This window comes from Oceanisphaera sp. IT1-181 (assembly GCF_033807535.1).
Taxonomy (GTDB): domain Bacteria; phylum Pseudomonadota; class Gammaproteobacteria; order Enterobacterales; family Aeromonadaceae; genus Oceanimonas.
In genome coordinates this window covers 1,891,236-1,910,743 of sequence record NZ_CP136856.1, presented here as the reverse complement: position 1 = coordinate 1,910,743, position 19,508 = coordinate 1,891,236, and the positions used below count along the sequence as shown (strand labels likewise).

At 48.8% G+C, this 19,508-nt stretch carries 20 protein-coding genes; 14 read left to right on the top strand and 6 right to left on the bottom strand.

Annotated elements, in window-relative coordinates; translation table 11 throughout:
- Window positions 1-88 precede the first annotated feature (88 nt).
- The 3 genes from R0134_RS08595 to R0134_RS08585 all read left to right on the top strand — a co-directional run bounded on the left by R0134_RS08595 (window position 89) and on the right by R0134_RS08585 (window position 2,288).
- Window positions 89-601 carry a RidA family protein gene (locus R0134_RS08595; protein WP_319781466.1) on the top strand — a complete coding sequence of 171 codons (513 nt, stop codon included), beginning with the start codon at window positions 89-91 and terminating at the stop codon, window positions 599-601.
- 523 nt (window positions 602-1,124) lie between these two features.
- Window positions 1,125-1,772: a glutathione S-transferase gene (locus R0134_RS08590; RefSeq protein WP_319781465.1), complete on the top strand. Its 648-nt coding sequence runs from the start codon at window positions 1,125-1,127 to the stop codon at window positions 1,770-1,772.
- A gap of 132 nt (window positions 1,773-1,904) precedes the next feature.
- Window positions 1,905-2,288 (top strand): hypothetical protein, encoded by a 384-nt coding sequence (locus tag R0134_RS08585; RefSeq protein WP_319781464.1) that lies wholly within the window; start codon window positions 1,905-1,907, stop codon window positions 2,286-2,288.
- A 340-nt stretch (window positions 2,289-2,628) separates the two neighbouring features.
- Here R0134_RS08585 and rlmF read toward each other — a convergent pair whose 3' ends face one another.
- Window positions 2,629-3,588 carry a 23S rRNA (adenine(1618)-N(6))-methyltransferase RlmF gene (gene rlmF, locus R0134_RS08580; RefSeq protein WP_319781463.1) on the bottom strand — a complete coding sequence of 320 codons (960 nt, stop codon included), beginning with the start codon at window positions 3,586-3,588 and terminating at the stop codon, window positions 2,629-2,631.
- A 403-nt stretch (window positions 3,589-3,991) separates the two neighbouring features.
- Between rlmF and R0134_RS08575 the strand changes: the two genes are divergently transcribed.
- The 4 genes from R0134_RS08575 to R0134_RS08560 all read left to right on the top strand — a co-directional run bounded on the left by R0134_RS08575 (window position 3,992) and on the right by R0134_RS08560 (window position 7,615).
- Window positions 3,992-4,465 carry a hypothetical protein gene (locus R0134_RS08575; protein WP_319781462.1) on the top strand — a complete coding sequence of 158 codons (474 nt, stop codon included), beginning with the start codon at window positions 3,992-3,994 and terminating at the stop codon, window positions 4,463-4,465.
- A 332-nt stretch (window positions 4,466-4,797) separates the two neighbouring features.
- Window positions 4,798-5,238: a GFA family protein gene (locus R0134_RS08570; RefSeq protein ID WP_319781461.1), complete on the top strand. Its 441-nt coding sequence runs from the start codon at window positions 4,798-4,800 to the stop codon at window positions 5,236-5,238.
- 355 nt (window positions 5,239-5,593) lie between these two features.
- Window positions 5,594-6,343, top strand: coding sequence for a 2,3,4,5-tetrahydropyridine-2,6-dicarboxylate N-succinyltransferase (locus R0134_RS08565; RefSeq protein WP_319781460.1), 750 nt, complete (start codon window positions 5,594-5,596; stop codon window positions 6,341-6,343).
- A 9-nt stretch (window positions 6,344-6,352) separates the two neighbouring features.
- Window positions 6,353-7,615: a PLP-dependent decarboxylase gene (locus R0134_RS08560; RefSeq protein WP_319781459.1), complete on the top strand. Its 1,263-nt coding sequence runs from the start codon at window positions 6,353-6,355 to the stop codon at window positions 7,613-7,615.
- 5 nt (window positions 7,616-7,620) lie between these two features.
- On the opposite strand, the gene R0134_RS08555 is transcribed toward R0134_RS08560, so the two are convergent.
- The gene (locus tag R0134_RS08555; RefSeq protein WP_319781458.1) at window positions 7,621-8,475 is read right to left on the bottom strand and encodes a YihY/virulence factor BrkB family protein; all 855 of its coding nucleotides are present in this window, start codon (window positions 8,473-8,475) and stop codon (window positions 7,621-7,623) included.
- Between the two features lie 534 nt (window positions 8,476-9,009).
- Between R0134_RS08555 and R0134_RS08550 the strand changes: the two genes are divergently transcribed.
- The 6 genes from R0134_RS08550 to R0134_RS08525 are packed head-to-tail and all read left to right on the top strand — an operon-like array spanning window position 9,010 to window position 13,907.
- Entirely contained in the window at window positions 9,010-9,702 is a 693-nt protein-coding gene (locus R0134_RS08550) for a hypothetical protein (protein ID WP_319781457.1), read from the top strand.
- A gap of 34 nt (window positions 9,703-9,736) precedes the next feature.
- A complete protein-coding gene (locus tag R0134_RS08545; protein ID WP_319781455.1) occupies window positions 9,737-11,230 on the top strand; it encodes a helicase HerA-like domain-containing protein in 1,494 nt (497 codons plus the stop codon).
- A 31-nt stretch (window positions 11,231-11,261) separates the two neighbouring features.
- Window positions 11,262-11,855 carry a peptide-methionine (S)-S-oxide reductase MsrA gene (msrA, locus tag R0134_RS08540; RefSeq protein ID WP_319781453.1) on the top strand — a complete coding sequence of 198 codons (594 nt, stop codon included), beginning with the start codon at window positions 11,262-11,264 and terminating at the stop codon, window positions 11,853-11,855.
- A gap of 44 nt (window positions 11,856-11,899) precedes the next feature.
- Window positions 11,900-12,181, top strand: coding sequence for a DUF503 domain-containing protein (locus tag R0134_RS08535; RefSeq protein ID WP_319781452.1), 282 nt, complete (start codon window positions 11,900-11,902; stop codon window positions 12,179-12,181).
- Between the two features lie 27 nt (window positions 12,182-12,208).
- Entirely contained in the window at window positions 12,209-12,856 is a 648-nt protein-coding gene (locus tag R0134_RS08530) for a DsbA family oxidoreductase (RefSeq protein WP_319781451.1), read from the top strand.
- A 10-nt stretch (window positions 12,857-12,866) separates the two neighbouring features.
- Entirely contained in the window at window positions 12,867-13,907 is a 1,041-nt protein-coding gene (locus R0134_RS08525) for an alpha/beta hydrolase (protein ID WP_319781450.1), read from the top strand.
- A 66-nt stretch (window positions 13,908-13,973) separates the two neighbouring features.
- On the opposite strand, the gene R0134_RS08520 is transcribed toward R0134_RS08525, so the two are convergent.
- Window positions 13,974-14,906 carry a formate/nitrite transporter family protein gene (locus R0134_RS08520; protein WP_319781449.1) on the bottom strand — a complete coding sequence of 311 codons (933 nt, stop codon included), beginning with the start codon at window positions 14,904-14,906 and terminating at the stop codon, window positions 13,974-13,976.
- 264 nt (window positions 14,907-15,170) lie between these two features.
- Between R0134_RS08520 and R0134_RS08515 the strand changes: the two genes are divergently transcribed.
- Window positions 15,171-16,250, top strand: a complete 1,080-nt coding sequence (locus R0134_RS08515; protein ID WP_319781448.1) for a M23 family metallopeptidase — start codon at window positions 15,171-15,173, stop codon at window positions 16,248-16,250.
- Window positions 16,251-16,395: 145 nt separating this feature from the next.
- On the opposite strand, the gene R0134_RS08510 is transcribed toward R0134_RS08515, so the two are convergent.
- The 3 genes from R0134_RS08510 to R0134_RS08500 all read right to left on the bottom strand — a co-directional run bounded on the left by R0134_RS08510 (window position 16,396) and on the right by R0134_RS08500 (window position 19,344).
- A complete protein-coding gene (locus R0134_RS08510) occupies window positions 16,396-16,677 on the bottom strand; it encodes a DUF202 domain-containing protein (RefSeq protein ID WP_319781447.1) in 282 nt (93 codons plus the stop codon).
- A 448-nt stretch (window positions 16,678-17,125) separates the two neighbouring features.
- Complete coding sequence (locus R0134_RS08505) at window positions 17,126-18,484, bottom strand: GntP family permease (protein WP_319781446.1); 1,359 nt, start codon at window positions 18,482-18,484, stop codon at window positions 17,126-17,128.
- Window positions 18,485-18,699: 215 nt separating this feature from the next.
- Complete coding sequence (locus R0134_RS08500) at window positions 18,700-19,344, bottom strand: phospholipase D-like domain-containing protein (RefSeq protein WP_319781445.1); 645 nt, start codon at window positions 19,342-19,344, stop codon at window positions 18,700-18,702.
- Window positions 19,345-19,508: the final 164 nt, after the last annotated feature.

Sequence of the window (19,508 nt, the reverse complement as noted above, 5' to 3'; positions counted from 1 at the left end):
CTTGGCGCCGTAAATAGGGTGCTGAATTAAATATTTATCCATCCATAAAAATGTTTAACACTCAATGCTAACCCCTTAAGGAGCTTAAATGAGCACACTGATTTCTGGCTACAAAATGTCCGGTTTAGCCATGGGCCTCATGATGCTGACTGCCGCAAGTTCAGCTCAAGCGGCAGAAGGTGAGCTAATCCGCCATAAACTCCCAAACTCTGACTTTCCTATCTCATTGGCGGTAGAAGTGCCGGCCAATAAAACAGTGGTGCACTTAAGTGGCCAAGTACCCACGGTGATTGACGATAAAGCCGACCCTAATAGCTTAAAAGCTTTCGGTACCATAGAAGAACAAACCGTCTCTACCTTAAAGGCAATCGAGAAAAATTTAGAGAGCCTCAACCTCACCATGGGCGATGTGTATCGCATGCAGGTGTTCTTGGTGGCAGAAGAAGGCAAAGTTGATTTTTCTGGTTTTATGAAAGGCTACACTCAGTTTTTTGGCACCAAAGAACAGCCTAACTTACCGGTACGCTCAGCAGTAGAAGTGGCCGCGCTGGTTAATCCAGGCTGGTTAATCGAAATTGAAGTCTCTGCCGTACGCCCTTAATCAACCTGAACTAATGTAGGTTTAAGTTTATTGGCTAACAGCCGCCTTATGAAAATAAGGCGGCTTTTTATTGTCTATTGCATTCGCAAAAATATCGCGCTTATATTCTCAGCCCACATTGCTTATAATCTGCCAGCTTCATTTGAGATTTAAAATCTAGCTGAAAATAACAGCTGTAAATCAAGCCGCAAAGCAGGTGACAAAGGTTAAGTTAAATCGTAAAGGAGGCAGTAGTTGCCTACAAGGCTCGGCGGTAGCCTGCCAGATCGCCATCTTTTTTTCGCGTAAATCACGGACTTAAGCGTGTAAAAATAGCGGTAAACCTTAGTTTTAAAGAGCCTGAACATGGCAAATTACACGGTCGCAGCGTAGTAGTACCTGCGTTTGAGGCATTACTTAGTCAGTTGATGTTATAAATCCATACCGACTTTCACCCACAACAGAGATCAAGAGTGACATTAAGTCACCACTGGTATCAGCGATGCTGAGCCCACTGATCTCGACTCAACAGCGAAAAATAGCCATGACTTCCTCACATCATCTTTTGTACTCTTTTCGTCGCTGTCCCTATGCCATGCGCGCTCGTCTGGGCATCTTGTTTGCTGAGTTGCAGGTGGAGCTGCGGGAGGTAACCCTGAAAAACAAACCTACCCAGATGCTAGCGATTAGCCCGAAAGGCACAGTGCCTGTGTTACAACTTGCTGATGGTGCTGTGATTGAAGAGAGCCGGGAGATAATGGTGTGGGCGCTTGAGCAGCAAGACCCACAAGGGCTGTTAGATGCAAAAGTTTTGCAGCAGGCCAACGCCTTGATCGAGCAAAACGACAACGAATTTAAACATTGGCTGGATCGTTATAAATACGCGGATCGTCATCCTGACATGACTCAGGCCGAGTATCGGCAACGGGGTGAAGCCTTTTTACAGGTTTTAGAGGCGTTGCTGACTAAAAACCCTTATCTAATGGGCGATAACGCGACCATTGCCGATATTGGCATCATGCCGTTTGTTCGCCAATTTGCCCATGTGGATCGTGAGGTTTTTTACCGCCTACCGTACCCAAAGCTGCAGTTGTGGCTACAGCACTGGCTAGAACACGCATGCTTTCTACAAGCCATGTCTAAGTTTCAGCCATGGCAAGAGGGCGATGACGTGGTGGTTTTTCCCTCTTAACGTTAATGGCTGAAATTTAGATGTTTATAGAGGAGCATAATGCCAAATCGTTAACTATGGTTGATGGTGTCATTAGTTGCCCTCATGAAGATGGCGTCAATATGCTTTAGGTGATAACCGCAAGGAGAGCCAATGCCGAGTTTATTTTCTATTGTGATTAGCGCCGTGTTACTGGCGTTTTTTATTAGTCCCCCCCTTTTTGCAGCCAATACAGATGTTTCAATAAGCCTTGCCTCATCTGATGGTGAAGCCGTGCCTATTGCAAAAGGCTCAATGGCAAATCAACAGCTTATCAGTGACGCCAGTATTGGTGTGGCAGCTAAAGTGGCAACACTGGGCTGCTCCAGACCCGAGGCATTTGATCCCTGGATTATGCAAAATCCTGTTGGGCAGCCGGGAATGCGTGTTTGGCGAGAAAAATGGATTGTTTCTGGTTGTGGCACCCTCTACCCCGTGCATATCCAGTTTAGTGAGGCTGGGTCTGGAGGAGCTAATTGGGTTATCGAGTCGCAGTGAACAAGGCACTTCAGTCGTTCGCTTATGCAAATTGATAGGTAAGGTATCAATATGAATATTGAACCTTACTTTGAAAAGCAGGGCAGCGGCTCTCCCATCGCAAACTAACAAGCCACCCATGTTAACTGGCTCGTTCTTATCTCAGCTTAATTTTTCCGTGCTCTTCCGTGGGTTCCGTTGCAAAATATTATTGGTGTAGGCCTTTAAGAGGCTGCAGTAAGCCTGATCTATGTTTCCGCAATCAGTTACGATGAGCTACTTAAGTTACGCGGCATTACTTAGTAGAAGAAATCACATTGTTTGCACGCTATTACTTAGCCCGATGTAATGCTTGCGAGACTTAGATGAACGTCCAAGCCAGTATTCTGGTGATTTTATTTCCCTGCTTCATTTTTATTTCCCGTATATCGACCGCCCCTAGCTTGCTAATCAACTTTTTGGCAGGCTGCACATTGTCAATTTTCGAAACCAGACTGGTAAACCAGCGGCATTGTGTGGAAAACGCATGGCTTTCTTTGATCAGCTTTTTAAGGAACATGCGCTCGCCACCCTTGCACCACAGCTCTGCATCTTGACCACCAAAATTTAAAGTGGGAGCTGTGGGTGTGGATGTTTGCTCGCCGCGATGACGCGCAAGATTGTTGACTTTAAGCTGGCTGCCTTTGAGTGCTTCATCTGCTGATGCATGGAAGGGCGGGTTGCATACGCTAACATCAAAGAATTCTCCCGCTTGAATGATACCCTCAAAAATATGATTTTTATCCTGTTGCGTGCGCAGCGTGAAGCTGCCGTTTAGCTGGGGATTATTAGCGATAATTGAGGCCACGTTCTCCAGCGACTGAGTATTAATATCACTACCCACACAATGCCAACCGTAGAGTTGGCAGGCCAACAGCGGGTATATGCCATTTGCCCCCGTGCCTATATCGAGTAAGGTGATTTTAGGCAGGGTTTTAACCCGTTCCGTAGTCGGCTCGTCAATCCCGAGCAATTCCGCGATGTAATGAATGTAGTCGGCTCTGCCAGGGATAGGCGGACACAGCGCACCTTCTGGAATATGCCAATCGCTAATATTGTAGTGTCGCTTTAATAGCGCGGCATTTAAGGTTTTTACGGCCAATGGATCTGTGAATGCGATGGAAAGGTTACCGTGCGCGTTTGGTTTCACATAGGGAGCCAGTGGTGGGTAACTTTTTATGAGCGCGGTAAAATCATAGCCTTGCTGGTGCAGACTTCTCGGGTGCAGGCCTTTACTGTCAGGTTTGGTCTGGTTTTTTTTACTTCGATGCAGTGTGCTCACAGTGATAGGCCCGAGATGTAGAATTCAAAAATGGAGTAGGTATTGGCTAGCAGGTGATTATAACCTTAATGTATGAATTCGGGATACGTAACAACCAATCAGCCACTCATGCTAAGTGCTTGTCCTGTCGGCCTTGGTTCGCTTTTTCGGTTTATTGCGTGATGCCTATGGATGAACGTCTGCGTAAGGCGCCGTATATGGATCTCGATGTGCTCTTGAGCTGCACGGTATTCTTAAGCTACATACTGCTTTCAAGCTAAATAGTGTTCTCCGGCTGAGCAATGCTCAAATTCGGCATTTTTTGCCGCCTGTGCCGGTCATGTATAACAGGGCTCTTGCACATCGAGGCCAAGCCTTAGGGACATTTGTCCTGTATGAACCGGATATCATGGAGGTAAATACCATGAACAGATTTCTTCTTTCCCCGCTGTTACGCGCAGGTGTCTGTACCTTAGCACTGGTCTTGCCTTATACCGTTCCGGCCGCAGAGCCGATGGTCATCGAACTGACCCAGACCGGCTGCCAGTTTATTGAGAGCGAGAACGGGGTGGATCACGGTTATGTTACCCAAGCTAAGGCTGATTGTGATCGCATTAATGCCGAGACCGCCCTTGAGCGGTTGGCACAAGCGCGCAAGCTGGAGCTTGAACCCGGCCGTTATATCTTCAGGGTAACCAATAGAGATGTGCCCTATGAACTGGGTTTTTGGCTGCGGGGGGCTGGCCTGCTGGATCGGGTACTGTTACCCAGTGTCTCCGGCGGAGGCTTAGTTACGGGAGCGAGTCAGGATTATGAAATTGAGCTGGAAGCCGGCGAATACCTTTATTCCTGCCCGCTGAATACCACCCCCGACTACTATTTGACGGTGTCGGACTAATCGATGGCCGTAGGGTAAGGCGGACGTTTTTATGTGCATCGAGCACTATTTTGGTCAATCCGTTGAGCATCGCCGAAGCTGGGTAGATCAGCGATTATTGTTGTTAACTCAGTTATATGTTTTACAAAATATATCTACTAAGCTTATCGAGCGAAAGGCATCAATCTACGGCGAGAGCATCTGTGGTTTCCAACAACGAGCATCGGCTCTGTCGAGTGTGAATGATATTAGGTTGTAACTGTCATCGGTGGCGGCCTATATAAAGGCTTCTGTCGTTATTTGTTTTCACTGAAGCTGCGGTCCAGACGGATACGCACAAAAGGAAAGAGATTATGACCAATTTATATACAGGTGGCTGCGAGCACGTTCATATTAACGCCAAGGCAGAACCAATTGATAACCACGTTTGTCACTGTAATGTCTGCAAGGGCGTGACAGGCCAGCAGAGCACGCATGTGGCTTTCTTCAACTACGCAGATCTTTCGGTTGATCATCCCGAAAAAATGAACCGTCAGCCGTTCAACAAAGAAAACCCAAGCGGGCCGCTTGAGCTTTGCACCTGTGCCGATTGTGGCGCCGCTCTGATGCTTGATGACAAACAAAAACGCATTCGCATCGCGGTGCCCAACGTCATGGGCTACGAAGAAGCCTCGTTCCCCAAGCCCACTTATCACGCATTCTACGACGCATTAAAAGACTACCCCAAGCCATCGGACGGTCGCCCGGTCTATGAAGGTTTGCATCCAGATTTTGTCTGGCCGAAACCCGCTTGAGCGGATGGCCTAATCCTCAACCATACAGGGGCTCAACAAATAATTTTTCCGCAGCTAGGTAGCGGATGGACAACAGCATTAAGTTGAACTCCAACCCTATTCTTTACTTTGGCACTAATTAACCTGCTCATGCTAACGGGTTCGATTTAATTAAGGTATCGACACTTGATAGGTTCGAGTTTGGTGTATTGAGCAGGTTCGTATACCTAGGCCTCGTTCTACTCAAGTCAGCTTGGCAGATACGCCTGTTACACGACGCCCTTTTATCACTGCGTGAGTCGCACTGTGAGGAGGGCTTTTTTGTGCGGCACGGCTTTCAATACATCCATCAATACATTCTCGCGAGAAGTAACCCATGACGTGGCAACAAACATTAGCAGATCTAGAAACCGGTAAAGTGCGTGCGGCAGAACAAGATAGTAGCGGTACTTGGCAAGTCAATACGGCAGTAAAGCGAGCAATTCTAGCGGCATTTGAAGCCGGAAAGAATACTGAATTTGCGGGCATTTATCGTGGCTTTATTGATAAGCATAACCTAGCTGCGCGTGAATTTACCCTTGCAGATCAGGTGAGAATGGTGCCCGGCGGTTCATCGGTTCGTCGTGGTGCTTATGTGGCGCCGGGCGTGATTATTATGCCGCCGGCCTATATCAATATTGGCGCTTTTGTTGATAGCGGCACCATGATCGATAGCCATGCACTGATTGGCTCCTGTGCACAAATCGGCAAGCATGTGCATGTTTCCGCAGCGGTGCAAATTGGCGGTGTGCTAGAGCCTATTGGCGCGAGGCCGGTCATTATTGAAGATAATGCCTTCTTAGGTGCGGGGGTGATTATTGTGGAAGGCATTGTGGTGAAAAAAGGCGCGGTGTTAGCACCTGGGGTATCGTTGTCGGCGTCGGTGCCGGTTTATGACTGTGTTAATCAGTTGCTATTGGGGAAAGGTGCCGATATTCCTGAAAATGCCGTGGTGGTGCCCGGTACCCGACCGGTTGCGGGTGCTTGGGCAGAGTTGCAAGGGCTTAATATGGCGTGTGCGTTAATTGTTAAATACCGCGATGACAGCAGTAATGCCGCGTTAGATCTTGAATCTGTGCTGCGCTAGGAGTAAAAAATGACGGCAATATTACCTTCGACAATTAGGCCAAGCTGGCTGAGACCTGCGGTACTTGAATCACTAGCCGAGCATTCTGCAGCGCTGCAAAAGAGTGCCGATACCGAGCAAGATGAAGCCGGTTTTTTTGTTTATGATTTAGACTTTCTTGAGCAACACTTGTCGATGCTGATGCACCAAGATGTGATTAAACTGTGGTTTGCGGTTAAAGCCAATCCATTGTCGCGCGTGATAAGCACGCTTGCCCAGCAGGGGTTTAATTTTGATGTGGCGAGTCAGGGCGAACTTAGCCAAGTATTAGCGCAAGATGTTTCCGCCGCGCGCATTTTGAATACGGGCCCAGCCAAGTCAAAGCGGCAAATGAAAGCCTTTCTCAGCCAAGGTGTACGCACCTTTGTGGTAGAGAGTTTGAACCAGTTGCAGTGGCTTAACCAAGCCGCGAGTGAATTATCTTGTCAACCGCAAGTGTTATTACGCGTGCAGTTACAGTGGTCTGAGGGCGAAAAAAATCCTTTAGGTGGGAACGAAGTAACGCCTTTTGGTTTATCTTGCCAAGCGTGGCAGACAGTCAAAGTCAGCGATTTTCCTGCATTGAATATCAATGGCTTACATATTTTTCAATGGGGAAATATGCTCAGCAATGAGCGCATGTTTGAGCTTTGGTCACAAATGGTCACGCCCTTGTTATCGCTGGCTGCACAACTAGAAATGACGTTAGAGGTATTAGATTTAGGCGGTGGGCTCGGGGTGGATTATCTGCAAACAGGGCAGGGGTTAAGCTGGTCAACCATTGTCGCCGACTTAGCAAAAATTAAAGCACAAGCTGGGGTGAGCGAGCTCTGGTTAGAATTAGGCCGTTTTGCCGTCGCTGAAATGGGCTATTACGTGACCTCGGTGGTGGATCGTAAAGAAAATTTTCAGCATCAACAATTAGTGCTCGCTGGTGGGATTAATCATTTAATGCGCCCAGCCATTACCGAGCAACCCTTTCCTGTGGCTATGCTCAGAGCGTCAACAGCAAAGCCTGATTATTTTGATCTGCATGGCCCGCTTTGCACCAGTTTAGATAAATTGGGTACAGTGGCGCTCGCCGGTGATGTGAACGTTGATGACCCATTAATCTTTGGTTTTGCGGGTGCTTATGGGTTTACTGAAAGCATGCCATTTTTTCTCTGTCATGCCATTGCGGCAGAATATGTGTTGCAGCAGGGTAACCTTGAGCAAGTGCGCCGCGCACAGCCTGCAGCATGGTATTTACGTTAACCGGCTCAGTCTGGCGATTCATACCAGGGCAGGCCGTAGCGCTCGCTGCGTTCCAGCTCTGCGATCACCTGAGCCCCGAGTAACAGAATAATGGAGGAAATCTCCAAACTCGTCAGTATCACAATAATGGTGGCCAATGAGCCATAAACCACGTTAACGAAAGAGATATTCAGAAAATAGTACATCAGTAGTAAGCGGGTCGCTTCCCAGAGAATGGCGGCAATAAAGCCCCCGACTATGGCTCTGCGGGTAGAGATGCGCACAATGGGCAGCACCTTGTAGATGGCGCTGAACAGAAGAAATACCCCCACGAAACTGATCAGGTACAGAATAAACCCCGGTGCTTCATACAAGGCATTGACCAAGCTGAATACTAGGGTTAGTGCCAGTAGGCCGGCGCCCAGTATCAAAATGAAAAGATAGGGCAGCACCGCAGACACCCAGAAGTTGCGAGGAGGGAGCTCCGAGCGGTGGAATATGATAGCAATGGACTCTTCTAGCATACGAAAAGCGAATGAGCTGAAAAACAGCAACATCGGCAGACCGACAATACCTATGATGTCTCTGGACGACATAAACGCCCGTACTGCATCAAGCAGTAAACTGGCATGGCCGGGAGCAAAATGTTGCGCCTGCACAGTCATGACTTCCAGCAACTGATCTTCGTCCACCACGCGGGTAAGCAATACAGCCAGCACAGCCAGCATAGGCACTGCCGACAGCAGTACGTTATAGCCCACTCCGCCCGCCAGCAACACCCCGTGATTGCGCAGAAAGTTGCGGGCAACCCGATAGGCAAATCGCAGAAACAGCCGAGCCGAGCCTACGGGCGGCTTCTTGTTGTCGGTTGTACTGGTCATGGGTTACTTAAACCTATCATGGGATAATTTGGCCTGTTATGGGTTATATGCATTTATCATAGGTTAATCCTGCCACAGATTATGAGTTTTGCCTTCATCTCAAGAAATCCTGCAGACTTCTTTCTGTCTGTTTTCTTGCAAATAACTAACGCCAACGTGCTAATCACATCCTAAGCATGACTTACACTGTTACTTTGTGGGGGCTGCTTGAATATTGTTCGTTTTACGTGCGTCTCTGCAGAATCAGTATAAATTGTTCAGTTATTTTCCTATGCATCGTCACTCACTTTTTTCATGAGAACAATCAATGAAGATGGACGATTTTTGATAATACTGTTGGTAGTACCCTTTTCATTTGGGTGACTTGTGGGTAGCAGGTTCCTAAGCTGGTTTTGGGCTCGCCCTATCCATGTCCAAATGCATAATGGTGAAAACACCTAACCAGTCGTTCAAGTTTGTGCTGGGCTGGTGCCCCTCCGTCGAGCTTTAAACTGCTTGCGCAATTTTATGTCGCTTAACTAAGGTGTAGATACCATGAAATTTTGCATCGCTTTGATTATTGGCACTCTTACTCTTTCCGGCTGTATGAACTGTCAAGTGGCGACGTTTTATAAACCATCGATATCCGGAGACAGTCGGTTGCGTATAGATTCTGGGGTTCCTACCTATGTCGGCATTACGCTTGACGATGTGCCCATGACATTTGAAATTTGTGGTGACAGACCTTTAACACTTCCTAGTAATACGGCTGCACTATGCATGACTCTAGAATTAGATGATGCAGCTACTTTTCGTTTTATCGAACCAAGGGTGAAGTTTGGGGTGGGTTCATCACTGCCTAAAACGGTTTCAATGACTTCTGTGGAGTACGAGATATTCTGTAAAGTAGAAAACGGGGTGAGGAAATGTACTTCTACTGAGGCCGCGCCAATTACTGGCGATGTAAAAAGAATATCAACAATGGGTCAGCTTGATCGATATGCGTTTGATCCAAGCCTAGAGTTTCGAGGAGCAAAGGACACGCTTCATGAGGGGGCGTGGTTTGGACATCGACTAACAGGAAAGCGCCTATATTACATACGTACTGTTTTAACACCAGTAGAGCAGGGGGAAGAATTATTCGTTCAGTTACCAGAGGTTATTATTAACGGTAAGGTCACCAATCTACCAAAACTGAATTTTCGTGCGGTCACTGAAGAGGTTTGCCGAATGATACCACTCGCATGAGAAATATATAATTACTTTCATAATGGAGAACTCGATGAGTGATAAGCCCAGTTTGTTAATCGGTGGCAATGCTAGCGGTCATTTTAGGATGGATGCGAGCATGGCGAATCGTCATGGCTTGATTGCTGGCGCTACAGGGACGGGTAAAACCATTACCTTACAAAACTTGGCCGAGAACTTCTCACGGTTAGGGGTGCCGGTTTTTCTGGCGGATGTGAAAGGCGATCTCTCCGGTTTAGCCGCACCCGGCAGACCCCATCCCAAAATTGATGCGCGGGTACAGCAACTGCACATTGCAGATTATCAATTTCGCTCCGTACCCACGGTGTTTTGGGATTTGTTTGGCATTCAAGGCCATCACATTCGCACCACCATATCTGCGATGGGCCCTTTGCTGCTCGGCAGTCTGTTAGAGTTAAATGATACTCAGAGTGGCGTTTTATATGCCTGCTTTAAGGTGGCTGATGATAATGGCTGGCTACTGCTTGATCTCAAAGATTTGCGTGCAATGTTATCTTGGTTGGCTGATAACGCCAGTGAGTTGAAGAGTGAGTACGGCAATATATCGTCATCCAGCATTGGTGCCATTCAACGTAAATTATTGGTGTTGGAAGAGCAGGGGGCAGAGCATTTTTTCAATGAACCGGCCATTGAGCTGAATGATTTAATTAAGACCGACTTCTCCGGTCACGGCCTAGTTAACGTGCTGGATGTGACCAAGCTAATACACCAGTCACCGAAATTATATGCCTGCTTTTTAATCTGGTTACTCGCGGAATTATTTGAAAGCCTGCCGGAAGTCGGCGATGGGGACCGACCGAAATTTGTCTTATTTTTTGATGAGGCGCATCTGATATTTGATGGTGCGGCGGATGTGCTGGTTAACAAAATCGAACAGGTGGTGCGGCTGATACGCTCCAAAGGTGTAGGTGTATACTTCGTCACTCAGAGTCCGACGGACATACCGGAGAAAATTCTCGGCCAATTGGGGATGAAAATTCAACATGCGCTTCGCGCATTTACCCCAAAAGATAAAAAAATGGTCAAGGCCTCCGCGGCTTCGTTCCGACAAAACCCTAACCTTAATACCGAGCAGCTCATCACCGAGCTGGGGGTAGGAGAGGCCTTGGTCTCTGTGCTGGATGCAGAGGGAAAACCAACACCGGTGGAGCATGTCTATATTAAACCACCTGAGTCGCGGGTTGGGCCGTTAACCGATGCGGAGCGTGCTGAATACATGATGCGTTCACCCTACAAAGGCCGTTACGATAACACCGTCGACCGTGAGTCGGCTTACGAGCTATTGAAGCAAAAAGCCGAAAAACTCGCAGAGTCAACCGCCTATATTGAAGCTCAGCAAGCCGCCCAGAAACAAGCCGAAAGAGACGCTAAAAAACCAGCAGCAAGGCAAACTACTAGGCAAACTCCAATTGAAGCTATGGTAAAAAGCGCGGCAAGAAGTATCGGCAGTCAGATTGGCCGCCAGCTTATCCGAGGTGTTTTAGGGTCATTATTTGGTAAGCGATAATCTAACAGTCTCACCAATACAGGAGAACGTTATGAAAAACACCCTCGCATTGATGACCTTAGCGGCCAGCTTAGTGCCCCTTTCCTTTCATGCCGTGGCAGATAAAGCCATCTTGGCTGGAGGATGTTTCTGGTGTATGGAATCTGATTTTGAGCAGCTTGAAGGTGTCACCGATGTTATCTCAGGATTCACCGGTGGGGACTTAAAGAATCCGACTTACAACGGTAACCATGATGGCCATTTTGAAGCCGTTGAAATAACCTATGATCCTAACAAAGTAAGCTATAAAGCGTTGTTGGATTATTACTGGGTTAACATTGATCCCTTTGATGATAAGGGGCAATTTTGTGATAAAGGTACCAGTTATTTAAGTGCAATTTTTGTGGCCAATGATGAAGAAAGGCAGATTGCAGAACAGACGAAAAGAGCAGTGGAAAAGCAGTTCCCCAATAAAAAAGTTGTGACGCCAATTCTAGCTTCATCGATATTCTATCCCATTAAAGGCGATGAGATTTACCATCAAGACTTCTATAAGAAAAGCCCCCTTCGCTATAAGGTTTATCGCTGGAATTGTGGGCGTGACGCACGGTTAAAAGAAGTGTGGGGAGAGAAAGCGACCCATTGATCAATCATCGTTAAGTGTGGTTTACCCTAATAGCTGGAGCAGACATGCATATCGGTATTCTAATCATGACATTTTCGCTGCCAGGATGTGGCTCTTTAAAAGAAAAGCGCCAGCGCATCGGCGGCATGCATGAACGGTTTGGCCGCAGCCCTACAGTGGCGGTGTGTGAGAGTGGCGACCACGATCGCCACGATGCCAGCGAATGGTCATTTGTGGTGGTGGCGAATTCGAAGCGCGAGGTCGAATCCCAGTGCAGCCAGATTGAAGACAAGATACAGCGCACCGTAGGAGGGCGGGTGGTCAACGTCAGCCGCGAATTTTTATAATACCTGCACATATTGATAGGACTCATGATGAACAAAATACAGATAGATATTGTTTCCGATATCGCCTGCCCTTGGTGTGCTATCGGCTATGCCCGACTGGAGCGGGCCATGCAACAGTTGGCATCCGAATATACGTTCACGGTGCAGTGGCATGCCTTTGAACTCAACCCCGACCATAGCGGTCAGGGTGAGCCTATCTTGCCGGCATTGGCGAAAAAGTACGGGCGGAGCGAGGCGGAGATGCGTGACAATCAGAGTCATATGATGACGATTGCCAAGGATCTTGGCATTAACTTCGATAACATCCAGCTGCGACGTACCTGCAATACCTTTGATGCACACCGTTTGGTTAAATGGGCCGGTGAGCAAGGTCAGCAAACCGCCATGAAGCAAGCGCTGTTTGATGTGTATTTTGGCAAAGCGCTAGACGTCTCGGATCATCAAGTGCTCTTAGACTGCGTTACCGCGCTGGGGCTGGACTCAGTAGCCGCCAAGCAGGTATTGGAGTCTGATCAATATGCAGCAAAGGTACGAGCAGATGAAGCCAGATACCAGCAGGCGGGGGTGACTTCTGTGCCGGCGTTCATTATCAACGGTAAATACCTGATCTCTGGCGCTCAAGAGCCCAATGCTTGGCTACAGACCTTGCAACAGGTTAGCGCTGAGCCTGTTTAAGTTACTGACTATGAGCCAGCATTCTCCCCCTCCGCCACTAAACGAAAGCCACCGCAAAGTGCTTGAAAAAATTAATGCTATGCACGCCGCGACGGAGGGCTTACGTGGTCGAGCTCGGATAAAAGTGCTGCGCCGCTGCATGGATAGCATGAATGATGGTTTGGACGTTATCTCAAGCATCCGGCCTTCTGTAAACGGCGCGCCCAAGGGGGAATGGGTGATGGCACCCGGAGCCGCCCCTAACCGCCGAATTCTTTATATTCATGGCGGCTCTTGGATTGCTGGTAGTCCGAAAAGTCATCGCGCCATTACTGATCGGTTGTCGAGATTGGCCAACGCTTGTGTGTTCGCCATTGATTACCGACTGATGCCGGAAAATCGTTATCTGGACGGCATTAGCGATTGTCAGCAGACTTATCGTTGGCTGCTCGATAACGGCCCAAACGCAAAGGCGCCGGCCGATTTTGTAGTCGTGGCTGGAGACTCTGCCGGCGGCAGTCACGCCTTGGTGCTGATAGCCTGGATACGAGATCAGGGGCTGCGCGCCCCCAATGCGGCGCTTGCTCTGTCGCCCTCCACGGATCTTATGCTCACCTTGCAGAGCACACGAGCCAAGCTAAAAGCCGATGTCATGTTGGGCCCCAGCCTTGAGAAACTGATGCGCATACCCTTACCGCTGCGATGGTTGGTCGCGGTGTTGAGTATGCGAACATTGCCCAGCAGCCCGCAGGTGTCTCCGCTGCGAGGGAGCCTACACCAGCTGCCGCCAACCCTGATACAGGTCAGTGAATCTGAGTTACTACTGGAAAATGCCCAACAGTATGCAGCAAAGGCGCAGGCGGCGGGCTCATCGGTGACCGTGCAAAGCTGGCCGGATATGGTGCATGTGTGGCACTTATTTACGCCACTGCTACCGGAGGCAGAAGCGGCATTTGTGCATATAGGGGAATTTTTGGCGCAGGTGGAAGCAAGTGCAAAAAACAAAGGGCAGGGCGCGGTTGCAAACCACAGTGCTGAGCTTGGCAAGAAAGCCTGCAACCCGCAGGGTTAACCTTAAACGTATAGGGCAGTTATCCTGCCCAAAAACGCTTGCTACTAATGCTACGAGTTTGCCTCCTTACATTTCTTCATGAACCTGACCGTAAGCCAGCATCGCGAACAAACCGGTACCGCCGAGAATATTGCCGATCAGCACTGGCAAAATATGGTAGATAAAGGCGGTAAAGATAGTCATATCGCCGTTAAGTACCAGCGTGAAAATTTCATTGGAACCGGCAATCACGTGAGTAAAACCCCCGGCTGCGATCAGCCAAGTAAACATGATTATGACTAACACCACTGATTCCTTCGCTGAAGGCAGCATCCACACTAAAGCTGCAATAAAAAAGCCCGAGGGAATGGCCCGTAAAAAAGCCTCGGTGGGGGTCAGGCTTGCCACGTGATGAGAAATCTCTAGGATCGCCGCCAGAATGTCGGCCGGGAAAATACCCCCGTGTACGCCAATGGCGGCGGTTAAAAAGGTGCCAATAAAATTAGCTAACAATACAATCCCCCACAGGCGCGCCACGCAATAGAAGCGGTTGCGCGTAGGGTCAGCCAGCACCGGTAATATGACAGTGATGGTGTTCTCGGTGAACAGTTGCAGCCGGCAGAGTATTACCAGCACAAACCCGAATGTGTAGCCCAGACTTTCAATCAAGGTCAGGTAGGGGTGGTCAGAGCCTAGATTGGAGCGGATCACGCCCTCAGCAATAACCGAGGTGGATATCCCAATTCCCGCGGCCACGCCGGACCACCACAGTGATGCTTTTGGCCGTTGCAGTTCCTCCTCGCCCTCGCGCAGTATGATGGAGTAAACCGTCAACGCCGATAAATGGCCATGTTCAGCCACCGCAGCCCGCTCTTTGCGCGTTAATGACTTTTCGCTTGAGGTAGGTGTGCGTTCACGGGACTCGCGTTCTTGAGTTCTGGCGCGCGCTTCTTGTTCATCTGCGGCTTCCTGAGCTTGCTTTTCGGCGGCCTTATTTTGATTAGCTTCCAGATCACTCATTTAACTATCCTTAGGTTCGAGGCGGCTAGTATTGCGCGATGATTTTTCAGCAGTGTGTAAGATATTTTTACAGGTATTTAATCGCAAGTTAGCTTTTGAAAACATGTTTACTGTTAATGGTTATCATAGTTTAAATCCTGAATTTGCATCCTATTTGGCTATGCAGTTCAATCTGCTTTCTGATAATGGCCATCAACCCAGGCTATGGGTTTTATGACGTTAGGGTGACGCACTGGCCACCATGACTAGAGGGTGAATATTGATATGAATGACCCATACCAAGTACCCGATAATCCACACGCTGCAGACTCTGCGAGTGTTAACCCTATTAAATCAGAACAGCCAATAACACCCAGAAAGCGTAGGTTGCGCCCTTGGCTACTCTTGGGCCTGTTAGTACTGCTAATAGGGGTGTTGGTGGTGCGTGATGATTGGCGACAGACCGCGTTTAACAGTAGCGAACGTGGTGCTCGCTACCTTGCCTTCGAGCTGTTGGGCTGGTCACCGAGAGATATTTTTGTGTGGCGTTTGCGCATGGCTGGGCTATTAAACAGCCCTCTGGGTCAGCAATGGACAGGTGCTGTGGAGCGGGCGAGTAAGCAGCCGGTGCGGGTAGGCAGTCGCTATCGCACCGCTAATGTCTTCAATGCGGATCAGGTTAACGCGCATGTGTATCAGATGGCGCTTGAGCAGGGAACCAAACTGGTTTGGCAACTCTCTCGTGCAGACACTGCGGGTAGCAGGTTGTACGCCAGCCTGGAGCAACGTCACAGTGATGACCAAGGTTGGTCAACCTTAGCGGGGTTGAGCGCCGATGGCGTAATGGGGAGCCGAGTGGTCTCGCAAACGGGCGAGTATCGCATTGTGCTGCAACCGGAGTTATTCGGCCAAGTGGAGTATATACTGGCCATCGCTCAGGGCGGCTCTTTGCCATTTCCGGTAGCTAATGCTTCGCAGCGCGATATTGGTAGCCGCTTTGGCGCCCCGCGCGATGGCGGTGCCCGAGCGCATCACGGCGTGGATATTTTTGCGAAGAGGGGCACAGCTGTTATAGCCGTGACTGACGGCCGTGTTCGTACGGGCACGGGTGGTATTGGTGGCAATCATGTGTGGCTATCGGGCACCATGCTGGGATTTAGTGGTGCCCGTTATTACTATGCGCACTTGGATTCATTTGCGATTGAGTCCGGCAACAAAGTTAACAAAGGCGACATCCTCGGATACGTGGGTAATACCGGTAACGCCCGCACCACGCCTCCGCATCTTCACTTTGGGATTTACTTAAGCGGGCCTATTGATCCCGCCTCGTTTCTAAAACCCGCGCCTGTATTACCCAAACCTTGATTATCCAAACATTGAGCACCGATTTGTAGCAGCAGAATCTATCACAACAGCCAGAGGATCACGCCTGTCACTAGGGCTGAGAAAGTCAGTAAACTGGCGAGTATCATCATCCGTTTATGTGATTGTGCTTCTATATCATGGGTGTTCATGCGCTTTGAGTTTTACGGGATTGCGACGCTGCGGCCCAAAAGATGAGAATAGCCACAAGAATGAAAATTTCAGCGGCTCCTTTGGCAATAAGCGTGTAGCTGGTGTCTTTGAATACGGCTTTCAACCCCAGCGCCAGTGCGATGGCGGCCATACCCGTTCTCATCCATCCGGCAAAGGTTCGCTCGTTCGCCAGTAGGGTGCGGTCTTCCGCCCACGCAGTGCGTGTATCGGCCATGTCGTGAGTGGTAGGTTTATCTGGAAGTTCGCTATTTGGCATCTTCATTCCTCCTCATTGTATGGGCTATGCAGCGGCAACGCTTATCAACACCCGTTCAACCCACAAGCTATGTACTGTAGTTTTAGCGCACAGAATTGGTAATCGTGAACGTGTAATTGATACCATCTGGAAATCTAACAGATCATATCATCCTGCTTCGCCACGGTTTTATGTTTTAAAACAGCCAGCGAAGCTGGCCCGTCGAACAAGTTGACGGCTACAAGGTAAACAAACCGTGCTGAGCTCCTCTTCACCGAAATTAAGAGATAGGTCATATTTTTTACTTAGATTTGTATGACTCTCGAAAGCCGCACCACAGCCGTGCACCAATAAATAAGGCCAGCATAGCGCTGGCCTTATCTTTATTCTAATACAGCATAAGTAGCTTACGATTAATCTATGTCAGGGCTAACTAAAAGTAAGGGCTAACCAAGCTTAGGTTTACATGTCACAGCAAGATCAACGAGAGTATGTACACCACTGTCATGCCGGTGACCCCTTGTACTAAGGTCGCCATGGTTTGCGCACGATAAGCTTGGGGCACACTCATTTTACTAAACTGAGTCACCACCCAAAAGAAGCTGTCGTTAGCATGAGATACCGTCATGGCACCTGCACCGATGGCCATTACGGTTAACACTCGGCCCATCTCACTACCCAAACCAATGTCACCCAGCATAGGCGCGACTAACGCAGAGGTAGTCACCAGTGCAACCGTAGAAGAACCCTGAGCCGACTTAAGTGCCGCCGACACAATAAAGGGCATAAATATACCTACCCCTAAGCCAGACAAGGTCATGCCTAAATAGCTGCCCACATCCGTGGCTTTAATCACAGCGCCAAAAGCACCACCGGCACCGGTAATCAGCAAGATGGGCGCGGCCGACACTAAACCACTGGCAATATGCTCGCTAAACTGTTCCAACTTATTGGCGCCTTTGAGCAGGCCAAACGATAAAAATAAACCAATTAGCAAGGCGTTCAGCGGCTGACCCAAAAAGTTAAGCAGCTGATAAATACCTTCTTTACCCAAAGGCTCTGATGGGAAGTTAGCCACAGAGCCTAAGCAAATTAGCAAAATTGGCACAAAAATAGGCGCAAAGGAATTAAAGGTATTAGGCAATACGCCATAGCGCTGCTTCATTGCTTCGAACTCTTCGGCTTTTTCTACCAGTTCTTCTGCACCTTCACCATCCGGCTGCTCATTCTTAAAGCGGTTTGCCCACAACAAGCCCGCCAAAGCGGCACACGCAGACACTAATAAACCGACACCAATCACCAACCCTAAGCTTGACTCAAGACCTAAATTACCTGCGGCCGCAATGGGGCCTGGGGTTGGCGGCACAAAAGTATGGGTTGCATATAAACCGGTGGCCAAGGCCACACTCATAGCAACACTGGACACCCGCATGCGATTGGCTAAAGACTGCTTAAGTGAGTTTAAAATCACGTAACCTGAGTCACAAAAAACGGGAATAGACACTAAATAGCCGATAATCGATACGGTTAAGGTAGGAAATCTTGGTCCTAACACGCGGATCACGGCTTCGGCCATGGTGATGGCGGCACCACTTTTTTCTAGCATTACGCCGATAATGGTGCCCAGTACAATAACCAGACCGATATAGCCTAATATGCCACCAAAGCCATCACTGATGGTTTTCGCGGTATTAGCAATGGGTAGGCCACTAAAAAATGCCAGTAAAAAAGCGGCCAATAGCAGCGTAAGAAAAGGGTGTAGTTTGAATTTAGCCGTTGCCACCACGATAAAAGCGATAATGGCAATCAGGAGTAGTACTGTGATCATAGATGAGGGTCCTTAATAACACCTTGTTAACAGCGCAATAACAGCTCAGCAATAAATCTGCACTGGGTTGGATTAGCAGTGGAAGATACAAGAAAAAACCTTACACTTCTCTAAATAACGACATTAATTGAGTAGTAATCAACAGAAATCACTAGAGAGAACCCAGTGGCAGCAGGTTCATAATGCCGACTAGGTACAACCCCGCTCAGCACTACTTATAGCACGGGGCCAATGGTGGCGATAACGTTGTTCCAGATCCTTCTGTGGTAGGGCCACGTAAGCACAGTGCTCAGTTCCACCCTGTCAGAGCTGGCAATGTAGCTTTGCTGACGTTCGAAAATTTCTAAGGTAATGGCTGGGTCTTGCAGCAGAATGTTGTTTTCATAATTGAGATCAAAGCTGCGCAAATCCAGATTTGAAGAACCGATCAGGCTCACGCAGCCATCTATAGTTAGGGTTTTTGCATGCAGCAGGCCGCCCTTAAACTCATGGATAACACAACCCGCATCAAGCAGCTGATGGTAGTAACTCCGGCTGGCCGCAGACACAATCCAGCTGTCATTCACCTTAGGGTAAATCAGCGTCACGGACACCCCGCGATGGGCCACCGCGCGCAGCGACTCGAGTAGCGTGGCATCGGGCACAAAATAAGGCGTAGAGATGATCAGCTCGCTTTGTGCGCTGGCAATCAGGTTGGCGAATAGCTGGGGTGTTGCCCCACGCCGCTCAGTAGGGCCTACGCCCATCACCTGCGCGGGGAATCCCCCTGTAATGGGCTCGACTTCTAGTTCCGCTATCAATTTAAACTGATCCAAAGATTCGCCGGTAGCCTGCATCCAGTCGCTGGCGAACCACTCCATATATGACACCTTTAATGTGCAAGCCTCGGTTACCTATGCCATTTTTACGCAAAAATTGTTAGCAATACCCAGTAGCAGTTTGAAGCGATTTGTCTAAAATGGGGGTCTTGTCGCTTCTCTCTAACAAACAAGTGCGGCTGTGCGCGGCGTTATTTTACGACTGA